At 69.1% G+C, this 13,368-nt stretch carries 14 protein-coding genes; 5 read left to right on the top strand and 9 right to left on the bottom strand.

The window, feature by feature from the left end; genetic code table 11:
- Nucleotides 1-48 precede the first annotated feature (48 nt).
- Genes ACFQ9R_RS13915 through ACFQ9R_RS13895 form a run of 5 tightly spaced genes read right to left on the bottom strand, consistent with a single transcriptional unit; the run spans nucleotide 49 to nucleotide 6,248 of the window.
- Nucleotides 49-864 (bottom strand): HpcH/HpaI aldolase/citrate lyase family protein, encoded by an 816-nt coding sequence (locus ACFQ9R_RS13915; protein ID WP_378990862.1) that lies wholly within the window; start codon nucleotides 862-864, stop codon nucleotides 49-51.
- A gap of 26 nt (nucleotides 865-890) precedes the next feature.
- Nucleotides 891-1,373 (bottom strand): MaoC family dehydratase, encoded by a 483-nt coding sequence (locus tag ACFQ9R_RS13910; protein ID WP_378990861.1) that lies wholly within the window; start codon nucleotides 1,371-1,373, stop codon nucleotides 891-893.
- Nucleotides 1,370-2,530: an acyl-CoA dehydrogenase family protein gene (locus tag ACFQ9R_RS13905; RefSeq protein WP_266293533.1), complete on the bottom strand. Its 1,161-nt coding sequence runs from the start codon at nucleotides 2,528-2,530 to the stop codon at nucleotides 1,370-1,372. The genes ACFQ9R_RS13910 and ACFQ9R_RS13905 overlap by 4 nt, the downstream gene beginning before the upstream one ends.
- Nucleotides 2,527-4,635 (bottom strand): biotin carboxylase N-terminal domain-containing protein, encoded by a 2,109-nt coding sequence (locus ACFQ9R_RS13900; protein ID WP_378990859.1) that lies wholly within the window; start codon nucleotides 4,633-4,635, stop codon nucleotides 2,527-2,529. Before ACFQ9R_RS13900 ends, ACFQ9R_RS13905 begins: the two co-directional genes overlap by 4 nt.
- Nucleotides 4,636-4,640: 5 nt before the next feature.
- Nucleotides 4,641-6,248, bottom strand: coding sequence for a carboxyl transferase domain-containing protein (locus ACFQ9R_RS13895; RefSeq protein ID WP_378990857.1), 1,608 nt, complete (start codon nucleotides 6,246-6,248; stop codon nucleotides 4,641-4,643).
- Between the two features lie 88 nt (nucleotides 6,249-6,336).
- Here ACFQ9R_RS13895 and ACFQ9R_RS13890 point away from each other — a divergent pair, with 88 nt between their 5' ends.
- A complete protein-coding gene (locus ACFQ9R_RS13890; protein WP_378990855.1) occupies nucleotides 6,337-6,936 on the top strand; it encodes a TetR/AcrR family transcriptional regulator in 600 nt (199 codons plus the stop codon).
- Here the strand turns inward: ACFQ9R_RS13890 and ACFQ9R_RS13885 are convergent.
- The 3 genes from ACFQ9R_RS13885 to ACFQ9R_RS13875 all read right to left on the bottom strand — a co-directional run bounded on the left by ACFQ9R_RS13885 (nucleotide 6,933) and on the right by ACFQ9R_RS13875 (nucleotide 9,285).
- A complete protein-coding gene (locus tag ACFQ9R_RS13885; protein ID WP_378990854.1) occupies nucleotides 6,933-7,346 on the bottom strand; it encodes an NYN domain-containing protein in 414 nt (137 codons plus the stop codon). The two genes, ACFQ9R_RS13890 and ACFQ9R_RS13885, sit on opposite strands and share 4 nt — an antisense overlap.
- A 102-nt stretch (nucleotides 7,347-7,448) precedes the next feature.
- On the bottom strand, nucleotides 7,449-8,159 hold the full coding sequence (locus ACFQ9R_RS13880) for an ABC transporter ATP-binding protein (RefSeq protein WP_378991229.1): 711 nt from the start codon (nucleotides 8,157-8,159) through the stop codon (nucleotides 7,449-7,451).
- 85 nt (nucleotides 8,160-8,244) lie between these two features.
- Entirely contained in the window at nucleotides 8,245-9,285 is a 1,041-nt protein-coding gene (locus tag ACFQ9R_RS13875; protein ID WP_378990853.1) for an ABC transporter permease, read from the bottom strand.
- A gap of 130 nt (nucleotides 9,286-9,415) precedes the next feature.
- Between ACFQ9R_RS13875 and ACFQ9R_RS13870 the strand changes: the two genes are divergently transcribed.
- Genes ACFQ9R_RS13870 through ACFQ9R_RS13860 form a run of 3 tightly spaced genes read left to right on the top strand, consistent with a single transcriptional unit; the run spans nucleotide 9,416 to nucleotide 11,693 of the window.
- Complete coding sequence (locus ACFQ9R_RS13870) at nucleotides 9,416-10,597, top strand: sensor histidine kinase (protein WP_378991228.1); 1,182 nt, start codon at nucleotides 9,416-9,418, stop codon at nucleotides 10,595-10,597.
- The gene (locus ACFQ9R_RS13865; RefSeq protein ID WP_378990852.1) at nucleotides 10,594-11,211 is read left to right on the top strand and encodes a LuxR C-terminal-related transcriptional regulator; all 618 of its coding nucleotides are present in this window, start codon (nucleotides 10,594-10,596) and stop codon (nucleotides 11,209-11,211) included. Before ACFQ9R_RS13870 ends, ACFQ9R_RS13865 begins: the two co-directional genes overlap by 4 nt.
- Before the next feature lie 56 nt (nucleotides 11,212-11,267).
- Nucleotides 11,268-11,693, top strand: coding sequence for a PPOX class F420-dependent oxidoreductase (locus ACFQ9R_RS13860; protein WP_378990850.1), 426 nt, complete (start codon nucleotides 11,268-11,270; stop codon nucleotides 11,691-11,693).
- Here the strand turns inward: ACFQ9R_RS13860 and ACFQ9R_RS13855 are convergent.
- Entirely contained in the window at nucleotides 11,690-12,379 is a 690-nt protein-coding gene (locus ACFQ9R_RS13855; protein WP_378990848.1) for a DUF3105 domain-containing protein, read from the bottom strand. The genes ACFQ9R_RS13860 and ACFQ9R_RS13855 overlap by 4 nt on opposite strands.
- 92 nt (nucleotides 12,380-12,471) lie before the next feature.
- Here ACFQ9R_RS13855 and cobM point away from each other — a divergent pair, with 92 nt between their 5' ends.
- Nucleotides 12,472-13,215: a precorrin-4 C(11)-methyltransferase gene (gene cobM / locus ACFQ9R_RS13850; RefSeq protein WP_378990847.1), complete on the top strand. Its 744-nt coding sequence runs from the start codon at nucleotides 12,472-12,474 to the stop codon at nucleotides 13,213-13,215.
- Nucleotides 13,216-13,368 lie beyond the last annotated feature (153 nt).

Below are 13,368 nucleotides of genomic sequence, written 5' to 3'. Positions count from 1 at the left end.
TCCTCGAACTGGACTACTTCGTGTATCGGGGGGTGGATTACCCGATGATCAGCTGGGCACGCCTGCGCGCCGGACGATCTGTTCGGCATGCCGGAGCACCGGTGCGTCGACCATACGGCCCTCGAACGCGAAGACGCCGCGATGGTTGGGCACCTCCGCCAGCACTCGATGCGCCCAGTCGAGCTCGGCGGGGTCGGGTGCGTAGCCATCGCGGATCACGGCGACCTGACTCGGGTGGATGGCGACCTTGGCGTCGAATCCGACGGCGACCGCATCGCTCGTCTCCGCGGCGAGGCCGTCGAGATCCTTGATGTCGAGGTACACCGAGTCCAGCGCGAAGCGCCCGAAGGCCTTGGCCGCCAGCAGCGTCGATGAACGCACCTGACGGGCGACATCGCGGTAGCTGCCGTCGGCGTGCCTGCTCGAGTTGCCACCGAGTCCGGCGACCAGATCCTCGGCACCCCACATCACGCCGATGGCATTGTCTGCCTGCACCGACTCGGTGATCCGCACCGCGCCGAGCGGCGATTCGACCAGCACGATCACTTCGTAGCCGTCGAGGCTGCGAACCTGGTCGGCCGACTCGCATTTGGGCAGCATGACCCGGCGGTAGGCGGTCTGCGCGAGCGCGGCCAGATCGGCCGCGTAGTCGTCGGTGCCGGCCGCGTTGACCCGAATCACGGTGTGCTGCGGGTCGAGCGGGGTGTCGATGAGCGCCTGCCTGGCCGCGGTCTTGTCACCCGCCGCGACACCGTCCTCGAGATCGAGGATCACCACATCGGCCACCGCGGCGGCCTTGGCGAAGCGTTCGGGGCGATCGGCCGGGCAGAACAGCCACGCGGGACCACTCGGCTGCCAGCTCATACTGCGTCCTTTCGGCGGGTGGCCGCTCATGCCTGCGGCGCCTTGCGGACCAGTGTCTTGCGTATCGCGGTCGCCACGATCACGCCGTGCTGGTTGCGTGCGGTGTGGGCCAGGCTGACGATGCCCTCGCCGGGACGGCTCTTGGATTCGCGCTTGTCGGTGACCAGCGTTTCCGCGTACATGGTGTCGCCGTGGAACAGCGGTGCGGGCGTGGTCATCTCGGAGAAACCGAGATTGCCGACCAGCGTGCCCTGGGTGAGCTGGGCGACGGAGAGCCCGACCAGGGTCGACAGCGTGAACATCGAATTCACCAGGCGCTGGTTGAACGGCGGCTGCGCGTCGGCGAAGGCCGCGTCCAGGTGCAGGGCCTGCGTGTTCATGGTCAGCGTGGTGAACAGGACATTGTCGGCCTCGGTGATGGTGCGGCCGGGCCGGTGCTCGTAGATCGTGCCGATCTCGAACTCCTCGAACCACAGCCCGCGCTGGACCACCCGCCTACCTTCGCTCACAGACCCAGCTCCCTTGCGATCAGCATCAGCTGTACCTCCGTGGTGCCCTCGCCGATTTCCAGGATCTTGCTGTCACGGTAGTGCCTCGACACCGGGTATTCGTTCATGAAGCCGTTGCCGCCGAAGATCTGGGTGGCGTCGCGGGCGTTGTCCATCGCGGCCTCGCTGGCGACCATCTTCGCGATCGAAGCGGCCTTCTTGAACGGCTTGCCCGCCAGCATCAGCGCGGCGGCGTCGTAGTAGGCGGTGCGCGCGACATGGGCCCGCGCCTCCATCCGGGCGATCTTGAACGCGATGGCCTGATTGCGGCCGATCGCCTGTCCGAAGGCCTGGCGTTCACCCGCGTAGCGCACGCTCTCGTCCACACAGCCCTGCGCGGCGCCGACGGCCAGCGCGGCGATGGCGATGCGGCCCTCGTCGAGGATGCGCAGGAAGTTGGCGTAGCCGCGACCGCGCTCGCCGAGCAGGTTCTCCTGCGGCACCCGCACATCGGTGAAGCTCAGCGGGTGGGTGTCGGAGGCGTTCCAGCCGACCTTGTTGTAGGCGGGCTCGGCCACGAAACCCGGGGTGGAGGTCGGCACCAGGATGGTGGAGATCTCCTTCTTGCCGCCTGCCTGTCCGGTGACCGCGGTGACGGTCACCAGGCGGGTGATGTCGGTGCCGGAGTTGGTGATGAACTGCTTGCTGCCGTTGATCACCCAGCTCTCGCCGTCCTGCACGGCGGTGGTCCTGGTGCCGCCCGCGTCGCTGCCCGCGTCGGGTTCGGTGAGTCCGAAGCCCGCCAGCGCCTGCCCGCTGGTGAGCTGGGGCAGCCATTCGGTGCGCTGCTTGTCGTTGCCGAAGCGGTAGATCGGCATGGCGCCCAGCGACACCCCCGCCTCGAGGGTGATGGCCACGCTCTGGTCGATCTTGCCGAGTTCCTCGAGCGCCAGGCACAGGGCGAAGTAGTCGCCGCCCATGCCGCCGAACTCCTCGGGGAACGGCAGGCCGAACAGGCCCATCTCGGCCATACCCGCCACGACCTCGTACGGAAAGCTGTGTTCGGCATCGTGTTTCGCCGACACCGGCGCGACGACCTGGTTGGCGAAATCGCGCACGGTGAGGGCGAGCTGGCGGTATTCCTCCGGCAGCGAACCGGTGGACAGGTAGTCGGTCATGCGGGGGTTCCTTCGGGCTCGGTCGGTGCCGCGGCGGTCTCGGCGACGGCGGGTTCGGTCGCGGCTGCCGCGACGACGGTTTCTGCGGGGTGGGCGATGACGCGCACCAGCACCTGGTCCAGTTTCACCTGGGCGCCGGGGAGGGCGAGCACCTCCACCGTGCCTGCCACCGGCGCGGTGAGCGCGTGCTCCATCTTCATGGCCTCGATCACGATCACCGGATCGCCGACGGCGACGGTCGCGCCGTTCTCGACCGGCGTGGCGATCACCGAACCCGGCATGGGACTGCGGATTTCGGCGTCACCGACGTGGGCGGCGTCGCCACGCACGCTCGCCTCGGCGACCTCGCGCAGCACGGCGAGACCGCCGTCGTGGCTCACCCACAGCTGGCCGTCGGCCTCGGCGATGCGGTAGGTGCGTCGCAGCCCGTCGAGCGTCGACGCGAGACCGTCGGCCGAGACGGTGGCGGTGAGCGTGCGCGGTTCGGGGTGACTCGCCGGTTCGCCGGACTCCGGCTCGTCGAGCCACACGGTCGCCGAAGCCGGTGTGCCGGTGATGAACACGTGGCGCGCCTGGTCGCCCGCGGACAGTCTGATCGATGTCGGGGCGGGTTCGCCGAGGCGCCATCCCGACGGGGTCGACCAGGGGTCGCCGCCGGTGGCGGGCCAGCGTCGCAACCAGTGATGTGTCGCGGCGGCGATGAATTCGTCGTCGGTCACCTCGGCGGGTACGAAGTCGGCGACGCGGCGATCCAGCAGCGCGGTGTCGAGACGGCCGGCCTGTACATCATCGTCGGCGAGCAGGAAACGCAAGAATTCGATATTGCTCGTCACGCCAAGCAGCACGGTCTGTTCCAACGCGCGGTCCAGCGCGGCGAGCGCGTCGGCGCGAGTATTGCCGCGCGCGATCACCTTCGACAGCATCGGGTCGTAGTCGCTACCGACCACGGTGCCCACCGAGAGTCCCGAATCCACCCGCACGCCGGCGCCTTCCGGCTCCGACAGTGCGAGCACGGCACCGCCGGTCGGCAGGAACCCGCGACCCGGGTCCTCCGCGTAGACCCGTGCTTCGATCGCGTGCCCGACGAGGTGGATCTCGTCCTGGGTGCGCGCCAGTTTCTGGCCCGCGGCGACCCGCACCTGGCATTCCACCAGGTCGACACCGGTGACCATCTCGGTCACCGGATGTTCCACCTGCAGACGGGTGTTCATCTCCATGAAGAAGAACTCGTCGGGCTGGTCGGCCGAGACGATGAACTCCACGGTGCCCGCGCCCACGTAGTCCACGCTGCGGGCGGTATTGCAGGCGGCGGTGCCGATCCGGGCCCTGGTCTGCGCGTCCAGCAGCGGTGAGGGAGCCTCCTCGATCACCTTCTGATGCCTGCGCTGCAAGCTGCATTCGCGCTCACCCAGGTGCACCACATTGCCGAACTTGTCGGCCAGGATCTGCACCTCGATGTGGCGGGGCCGGTTGACGAACCGCTCCAGGAACAGGGTGTCGTCGCCGAACGCGGCAGCGGCTTCGCGCCGGGCACTCACCAGCGCGGCGGGCAGATCGGCGGGGTCGGTGACCCGGCGCATGCCCTTGCCGCCACCGCCTGCCGACGGCTTCACCAGCACCGGGTAACCGATGTCCGTTGCGGCGGCGATCAATTGGTCATCGGTCAGGCCGGGTTCGGCGATGCCGGGCACCACCGGAACCCCGAACGCCGTCACCGTCTTCTTCGCGGTGATCTTGTCGCCCATCACCTCGATGGCCTTGGCCGGCGGGCCGAGGAACACGATGCCCGCATCGGCCAGTGCCGCCGCGAAGGCCGAATTCTCCGACAGGAAGCCATAACCCGGGTGTACCGCCTGCGCACCCGAACGTACGGCGGCATCGACGACCTTCTCGATCGACAGGTAGCTCTCGCGCGCCGGCGCCGGTCCGAGCCGCACCGCGACATCGGCCTCACGCACGTGGCGTGCGTCGGCATCGGCGTCGCTGTACACCGCGACCGAGCGAATGCCCATGTCGCGCAGGGTCTTGATCACACGCACCGCGATCTCGCCGCGGTTGGCGACCAGGACGGTGTCGAATTCGACGAGATGGTTCTTGTTCAGCATGTCGCTCACATCCGGAAGACGCCGTAGGAAACGGGTTCGAGCGGCGCTTGCGCGCACACCGAAAGGGCAAGACCGAGCACGGTTCTGGTATCGGTCGGCGCGATCACGCCGTCGTCCCAGAGGCGCGCGGTCGCGTAGTAGGGGTTGCCCTGGGTCTCGTACTGTTCGCGGATCGGGGCCTTGAACGCCTCCTGATCCGCCTCGGACCACGGCTTGCCCGCGCTGTCGAGCTGATCACCGCGCACCGTCGACAGCACCGACGCGGCCTGTTCGCCACCCATCACCGAGATGCGCGCGTTGGGCCACATCCACAGGAAGCGTGGCGAATACGCGCGCCCGCACATGGAGTAGTTGCCCGCGCCGTAGGAACCGCCGATCACGACCGTGAGCTTCGGCACCCGCGCGCACGCGACCGCGGTGACCATCTTCGCGCCGTGCTTGGCGATGCCGCCGGCCTCGTAGTCACGGCCGACCATGAAGCCCGTGATGTTCTGCAGGAACAGCAGTGGGATCTTGCGCTTGTCGCACAGCTCGATGAAATGCGCGCCCTTCATGGCGGATTCGGCGAACAGCACGCCGTTGTTGGCGACGATGCCCACCGGATGGCCGTGAATGCGGGCGAACCCGGTGATCAGGGTTTTGCCGTATTCGGCCTTGAACTCCTGGAAGCCGCTCTCGCCGTCGATGATCCGGTCGATCACCTCGTGCACGTCGTAGGGCGTGCGCGGGTCGACGGGCACCACGTCGTAGAGCTCGTCCTCGGCTTTGGCGGGCGGGGTACTCGGCAGGACCTCCCACGGTGCTTCGGGGCGCGGGCCCAGCGTGGCGACGATATTGCGGACGATCCGCAGTGCGTCGCGGTCGTCGTCGGCCAGGTGATCGGTGACCCCGGAGGTGCGTGAGTGCAGCAGGCCGCCGCCGAGGTCCTCGGCGGTGACGATCTCGCCGGTCGCCGCCTTCACCAGGGGCGGGCCGCCCAGGAAGATGGTGCCCTGGTCGCGCACGATCACGGCCTCGTCGGCCATCGCGGGCACATACGCGCCACCGGCGGTGCACGAACCCATCACCGCCGCGATCTGGGCGATGCCCTTGGCGCTCATGTTCGCCTGGTTGAAGAAGATGCGGCCGAAGTGCTCGCGGTCGGGGAACACCTCGTCCTGGTGCGGCAGGAAGGCGCCGCCGGAGTCCACGAGGTACACGCACGGCAGGTTGTTCTGCGCGGCCACCTCCTGCGCGCGCAGGTGCTTCTTCACCGAGATCGGGTAGTAGGTGCCGCCCTTGACCGTCGCGTCGTTGGCCAGGATCAGGCACTCGCGGCCCGCGATGCGGCCGATGCCGGCGATCACGCCCGCGCCGGGGCACTCGTCGCCGTAGATGCCGTTGGCCGCCAGCGGGGACAGTTCGAGGAACGGACTACCGGGGTCGAGCAATTGGTCGACGCGCTCGCGGGGGAGCAGCTTGCCCCTGGCCACGTGCCGTTCGCGGGACTTCTGCGGACCACCGAGGGCGGCCGTGGCCAGCCGCTGCCGCAGATCCGCGACCAGGGCGCCGTGCGCGTCCCGGTTGCTCGTCGCGGCCACGGTGCCGTCGTCGGTCTCGTGCGTAACCGTCATCACGCCACTCTTCCCATTCGGTTAATCGCTAATAACTGAAATTCAGGTTAATCTTGACTAACCAAGTTGTCCAGAGGGGGCGGCCACGATGTCGACTACCGAGCCTGTCCAGGCGACCCGCCGCGAGCAGCTCAAGGCCCAGCGGCGCGAGCAGTTGCTGGCCGCGGGCGCCCGGCTCATCGCCGACCGCGGCTTCTTCGGCGTGCGGCTCGACGACCTCGGCGCGGCGGTCGGCATCAGCGGCCCCGCCGTCTACCGGCACTTCGCGAACAAAGAGGCGCTGCTGGTCGAACTCCTGGTCGGCATCAGTGAGCGTCTGCTCTCGGGCGGTCGCGCCGTCGTCGACGAATCGCCGTCGGCCGTTGCGGCGCTGACCGCGCTGGTCGACTTCCACCTCGACTTCGCCTTCGGCAACCCCGAGCTCATCCGCATCCAGGACCGCGACCTCGACAATGTCCCCGCCAACGACCGCCGCGTCCTGCGTCGCACCCAGCGCCAGTACGTCGAGATCTGGGTTGGTGTCCTGCGCGAACTGACCCCCGGGCTCCCCGAGGAAACCGCCCGCATCCAAGCCCACGCCGCCTTCGGCCTGATCAACTCGACCCCGCACAGCGCCTCCGCGGCGAGTGCGTCGAGGGCCCGGCCGGTGCTGCGGCAGATGGCCCTGGCGGCGTTGACGGCCGGCTAGTTCGCTTCGGCGCCGGGTGGGTCGAGCTGGTTCCAGAGCCAGCCGGGGCCGACGGATCCGGCGCCGTGGGCTTCGACACGGGTGCGGAGCTCGCGGTCGGCGGTGACGACCGTGATCCGTTCGACGGAGTCGGCCCCGGCGACCACGTCCACGATCTTGTCGTCGCCCGAGCGCTCGGCGAGGACCACCTCCATCCGCGGCGCGGTGGGCGCGGCACCGTCGGCAGCGGCCTTGGCCGCCCCTTCGAGGACGACCGTGACTTCGGTGTTGTCAGGAAGCCGGGTAGTCAGGTCCGCCACGTCGGCGAGAAATCGCCGAGCAGCACCCGCCCTGTCCTTCCACCATCCGTTGGCGCGCGACCCGATCACATTGGCCGCATCCACCACGACGAGATGCCTCGGATCGCTCATCGACCCAGTCTGCCCGCCGTCGTCCGCTGCGCCGAACGGGCGCGCTGGACTCTCGCCCGGCGGATGACGGGGCCGAGAGTCCAGCGGCAGCACGGTCAGGCGTCAGGCAGGCGCGGGGACGGAGACCGTGGTGAGGCGGCCGTCGGTCATGCGGTAGACCGCGTCCATGATGTGCAGGTGGGTCGGGTCGTGGGTGACCAGGATGGTGGCGGCTCGGTGTTCGCGGGCGATGGTGGTGATCAGGGCGATGATCGCGGCGCCGCGTTCGGAATCGAGCGCGCTGGTGGGTTCATCGACCACGAGCAGGGCCGGGTCGTTCATCAGGGCGCGGGCGATGTTGACGCGCTGGCGCTGGCCGCCGGAGAGCTGGGCGGGGCGTTTGTGAGCGTGGTCGGTCAGGCCGACCGCGTCGAGAAGTTCTCTCGCGCGGGTACTGGTCGCGTGGCGTGATGCGCGTTTCGGGCCGCCGAGGTGGGCGGTGACTTCCAGTTGCTCGATCGCGGTCAGCGAGGGGATGAGGTTCGGCTGCTGGAAGACGATGCCCATCGACTTGCGGCGGGCGGTCGCCGCGGCTCGTCGGCTCAGCGTGGCGAGATCTGTGGTGCCGGACTCGGTGTCGAGCACGACCGTGCCCGAATCGGGTCGGATCAGGGTCGCGGCGACGGCGAGCAGGCTCGACTTGCCAGAACCGGACGGGCCGGTGACGGCGGCGATGGTGCCGCCGGGCACGTGCAGATTCACCCGGTCGAGGGCGGTGAGACGGTCGGTGCCGTCGGGGTAGGTGAGGGTCACGTCGGTGAGAGTGAGTGCCACAGTGGATCCTTCGTTCGGTCGCGCGGTGCGGTGGATCGGCAGCGCGACTGCGGCATCGGTGCGGGCGACGGTCGTCATGGGATCGTCAGCGGGTCGCGCCGAGCGCGGTCAGTGGGTCGGTGGTGAACAGGAAGCGCAGGGCGACAGCGGCGCCGACCAGGCCGAGGACGATCAGGGCCAGCGCGGGGACCAAGGTTGTCGCGGGGCTGAGCACGAAAGGCATCGCCTCGCCCAGGAACAGTGAGGCGAGGGCGGTGATCGCCAGGCCCGCCGTGACACCCGCGGTCAGGACGATCGCGGCCTGGGCGAGGGCATCACGGACCAGGGAACCGGTGGTCGCGCCGAGCGCCTTCAAGGTGGCGATATCGGGTTGGCGCTGCACGGTCCAGACCGTGAAGAAGGCGCCGATCACCAGGGCCGAGATGGCGAACAGCAGCACGGTCATCAGGGTGAGTGAGCTGTTCTCGGCCTGGTAGGAGCCGATCGCCTGGACGGCATCCTTCGCGGGCAGCGAGTGCGTGCCTGCTTCGGCGTCGAGGCCGCCGGGGGCCTCGCCGGTCACCGCGAGCACGGTCGCGGCACCGGCGCGCGGGCTGGCCGCTTGCCAGTCCTGCAGGCTCGTCCAGATCACGGGGGTGTGGCTGTACCACTCGTCGCCGGCGACGTCGGCGACGGTGAACTCGTGCCCTGCCAGCAGCACGACGTCGCCGGTGCCTGCCGACAGCTCGCGAGCCGCCGCCGAACTCAGCACCACGGCGCCGGGAGCGGTAGCAGGGCGATTGCTGAATGCCGATGGGTCGCCGCCGAACAACGCGACCTGCGTCGGACTCGCACCCGCGTGCTCGGCCCTGGTGCGCGAGATGCCGATCGGGGTCGCGTCCGCCGATTCCCACTGCGCGATCTGCTGCTCGGTGAGCACCGAGGAGTCGAACGACGGGTCGGCCCCGGTTTCGGCGAAAACGACCCGGTCGGCGTCGATGCCCTGGACAGCGGAGATGTTCTGGTGCGCCAGCCCAGCGGTGAGGCCACTGAGGAAGCTCACCAGCACCGCCACCAAGAACACGACGGTGGTGATGAGCAGGAAGCGGCCACGGGCGGCCCGCAGATCTCGGAGTGCGACGAACATGACTCCACTCTGTCGTTCTCGTCCGTCGACGCCATCGCACCGGCGCACGAATCGCCGTCCATCCAAGGTCTGGCGGCGTTTACATCTTTCGATGGATGCCCGCGTGGTTGCCGCACATAAGCTGGTCGACGTGCACTCGTCCCCCCTGACCCCGGTGGTCACCACCCTGCGCTTCGGCCTGCATGTGCTGGTGACGGTGCTGGCGGTGGTGGTCGCGGTGCGCGCGTTGCTGCCCGGCGGCGGCGGTCACGGTATCGCGGTGGTCGCGCTGACGGTGGTGTGGTTGCTGGTGTATTTCGCGGGGACCGAGTTCCCGCGCTCACGTTCGCCTGCGTATCCCGATGCGGCGGTGTGGGTGTGGCTGGCGGCTCTGACCGTGTTGTGGCTGGTCATGCTCACGCTCACCGCTGATGCGGTCTACCTGGCGTTCGGGCTGTTCTTCGTCTACCTGCACCTGTTGCCACGGCCGTGGAATCTGGTCGCGGTGGTGTCGGCGACGGCGGTCGGTGTGATCGGGTTCGCGGCGCATCGTGGTTGGTCCGCGGGTGCAGTGGTGGGGCCTGTTCTCGGCGCGCTCGTGGCGATCGGGATCGGGCTCGGCTACCAGGCCCTGCGTCGTGAGGCGGTCGAGCGCGAGCGGCTGATCGACGAATTGATCGGCACCAGGGCGATTCTCGCGGAACAGGAACGGACAGCGGGCAAGCTCGCCGAGCGCGAACGCTTGGCGAAGGAGATCCACGACACCGTCGCCCAGGGCCTGAGCAGCATCCAACTGCTCCTGCACAGCGCTGAGCAGGCCGCACCGGATCATCCTGCGCTGGACCGTATTCGGCTCGCGCGCGAGACCGCCGCCGAAGACCTGGCCGAAACCCGAAGGCTCATCGACGAATTGTCCCCCGCCGCGCTGGACGGGCAATCACTGGCCGAAGCGCTGGAACGCATTTGTCTGCGCGCGCAGTCGCCGACACTGACCACGCAGCTGCTCGTCGAGGGTGAGCCGGAGCGACTGCCGATGCCGGTCGAGGCGGCGCTGGTGCGGATCGCGCAGAGCGCGGTAGCCAATGTGGTGCAGCACGCGCAGGCTGAGCGCATGCGGGTCACCCTCACCTACGACGACACCGACGCGCACTTGGACATCGTCGACGACGGCATCGGCATCGAGCCGGATATGTTGCGCCACCGCCGATCCGGCGCGTTCGGCCTCGCCGCCATGCGCAGCCGCGTCGAGCAGCAAGGCGGTGCGATGACCGTCGAATCCGAACCGGGCCACACCGCAGTGTCGGTGACCTTCCCGCTCGGCGCGGCCTCATGATCCGACTTCTCCTCGCCGACGATCACGCCATCGTCCGTGCGGGCCTGCGCGCACTCCTCGACTCCGCCGCCGACATCACCGTCGTCGGCGATGTCGCGAATGCCGATGCGGCAGTGGCCTTTTGCGCCGCCACCTCCGTCGACCTGGTCTTGATGGACCTGCGTTTCGGCGACGGTCGCTCCGGCGCCTCCGCCACCGCCGACCTGCGCGCCCTGCCCACCCCGCCGAACGTCCTCGTCGTCACCAACTACGACACCGACGCCGACATCCTCGGCGCCATCGAAGCGGGAGCCGTCGGCTACCTCCTCAAAGACACCCCACCCACCGAACTCCTCGCCGCCGTCCGCGCCGCCGCAGCGGGCGAGAGCGTGCTCTCCCCAACCGTCGCCTCCCGCTTGATGACCCGAGTCCGCCGAGCCGACACCACCCTCAGCCCCCGCGAGGTAGAAGTCCTCCGCCTGGTAGCCGCCGGCCTTTCCAACCGCGACATAGCCAAACAACTCTTCCTCAGCGAAACCACCGTGAAGTCCCACCTCGTCCACATCTACGCCAAACTCGGCGTGAAGTCCCGCACCTCCGCCGTCGCCACAGCCCGCGAAAGCGGCGCGATCTAACTGTCGACATGCTGATTCACCTTCGGCGCCGCCGCCGCTGCGCTTACCCTGGGCGTATGGCCTCTCTGTCTGATCCCAAGGTGCGCGAATTTCTTTCCCATGGAACGCGAACGGGCAAGGTGGCGTTCGCCGCGGCGGACGGGCGTCCGCTGGTGACGCCGGTGTGGTTCGTCGTCGAAGGTGACGAGGTGGTTTTCAATACGGGTAAGAACACGGCCAAGGGGCGGGCTTTCGCGCGTGATCCGCGGGTCGCGGTGTGCGTCGACCTCGAGGAGCCGCCGTACGCGCTGGTCGAGGTGCAGGGGACGGTCACCCTGTCCGAAGATCTCGATGAGCTCGTGCGGACCGCTACCGCCATCGCGGCCCGGTACATGGGTCCGGACAAGGCGGAGGAATTCGGCCAGCGCAACGGGGTCGCGGGCGAACTCGTGGTGCGGGTGCGGCCGACGAAGATCATCGCGCAGTTCGATATGACGGGCTAGCGGGCGCCGGTCATCGGGACCGCGTCGGGGCCAGGCGGGGTGGGGTCGTACGGCGGGGGATCGGTGCGGTCGAAGAGCGGAGACGAGCAGGTCGCGCCGACTTCCGGGGTGGTGTACGGGTTTTCGCGGAGGGCGACGACGAACTGGTCGATGCGTTCGTCGGTGGCGGAGTCGACGGTGAGCTGGTGACCCCACGACTGCAGTGAGATCGGGTGGTTCATGTCGGGGATCGGCGACATCAGGGTGTACTGGCGGTCGGTGACCCTGGCGCTCAGCGCCGCCTGATCCTGCGCGCTCACCTTCGCGGGGTCGTAGGCGATCCACACCGCGCCGTGTTCGAGCGAGTGGACCGCGTTCTCGGTGCGCAGGGCCTTCGAATAGACGACGCCGGTGCAGGCCGCCCACTGGGCGTCGTGCGGTCCGCCCACCGGGGGGATCGACGGGTAGGCGACTCGCTGGTTCGGCCGCACGTGCTGCTGCCCGGGCGCGATCTCGGTGACGACGACGCCGCGAATCTGTAGCGAGGGGTCACGGTTGTCCGAGGACGGGGCGAAGCTGTCCGCGGTGGCGGTCGCCTGACCGGCGACCTTCTCACCCGAGCACCCGGTCGCCAGCGTGGCCGCCACGACCACGACCGCGCAAGCGCCTGCGCCGCGCACCCCACCGGACCTACTCGAAACCCGCATCGCGGACCCCCGTCTCCTCGTCGCCGACACCTGCCGTCCGACACAGAACCTACTTGTCTCCCCGCGCCGGGGGCACTCCTAGACTCCCGACTATGACTGTGCACTTCATCGGGGCAGGCCCCGGCGCCGCCGACCTGCTCACGGTGCGAGCGGTCAACCTGCTGCGCGACAGCCCCGTCTGCCTCTACGCGGGCACCTACCTCGACCCCGAGGTCCTCGCCCACTGCGCGCCCGGCGCCGAACTGATCGACACCCAGCACCTGAACCTGGACCAGATCATCGACCACCTCGTGCGCGCCACCGAGGCGGGCAAGGACGTGGCCCGGCTGTGTTCGGGCGATCCCTCGCTCTATTCGGCCCTCACCGAGCAGACCCGCAGACTCGACGCCCGCAACGTGGCGTGGGACATCACCCCCGGCGTTCCCGCCTACGCGGCCGCGGCGGCGGCCCTCGGCACCGAACTGACCGTCCCCGAGGTCGTCCAGTCGGTCGTCCTCACCCGGACCCAGGCGCGCTCCACCGCGATGCCGCACGGCGAGGCGCTGGCGAACTTCGCCGCCACCGGTGCCACGCTCGTCCTGCATCTCGCGATCACCCGGATCAGCGTGCTCGCGCAGGAGCTGGTCGCCGAGTACGGCACCGACTGCCCCGTCGCCGTCGTCTATCGCGCCAGCCAACCCGAACAGCTCGTGCTGCGCGGCACCCTGTCCGACATCGCCGACCAGGTGGCGGCGGCCGGGCTGCGTCAAGCCGCGGTGATCCTGGTCGGCCGCGCGCTGGCCACGTCCATCGACTGCGCCCAGTCGCACCTCTACGACCCGGCCAGGGCCCGGTAACACCCACTCCAGCACAGCAGACCAATCGGTGTGATCCATCACTCAGTTGCCGCGGTGCACAGGTCATCCAGCGGGGATGTGAGAACGCAGACAAGCGTCAGCAAACGTGGGTCGCAGGCTTTACCTGGGCCGATGCTCGGCGGCTATGGAGGT

This window comes from Nocardia sp. NPDC056541 (assembly GCF_042794235.1).
In the GTDB taxonomy this organism is placed as follows: Bacteria; Actinomycetota; Actinomycetes; order Mycobacteriales; family Mycobacteriaceae; genus Nocardia.
The sequence above is the reverse complement of the archived record's forward strand: the minus strand, read 5'-3'. Positions and strand labels throughout refer to the sequence as shown.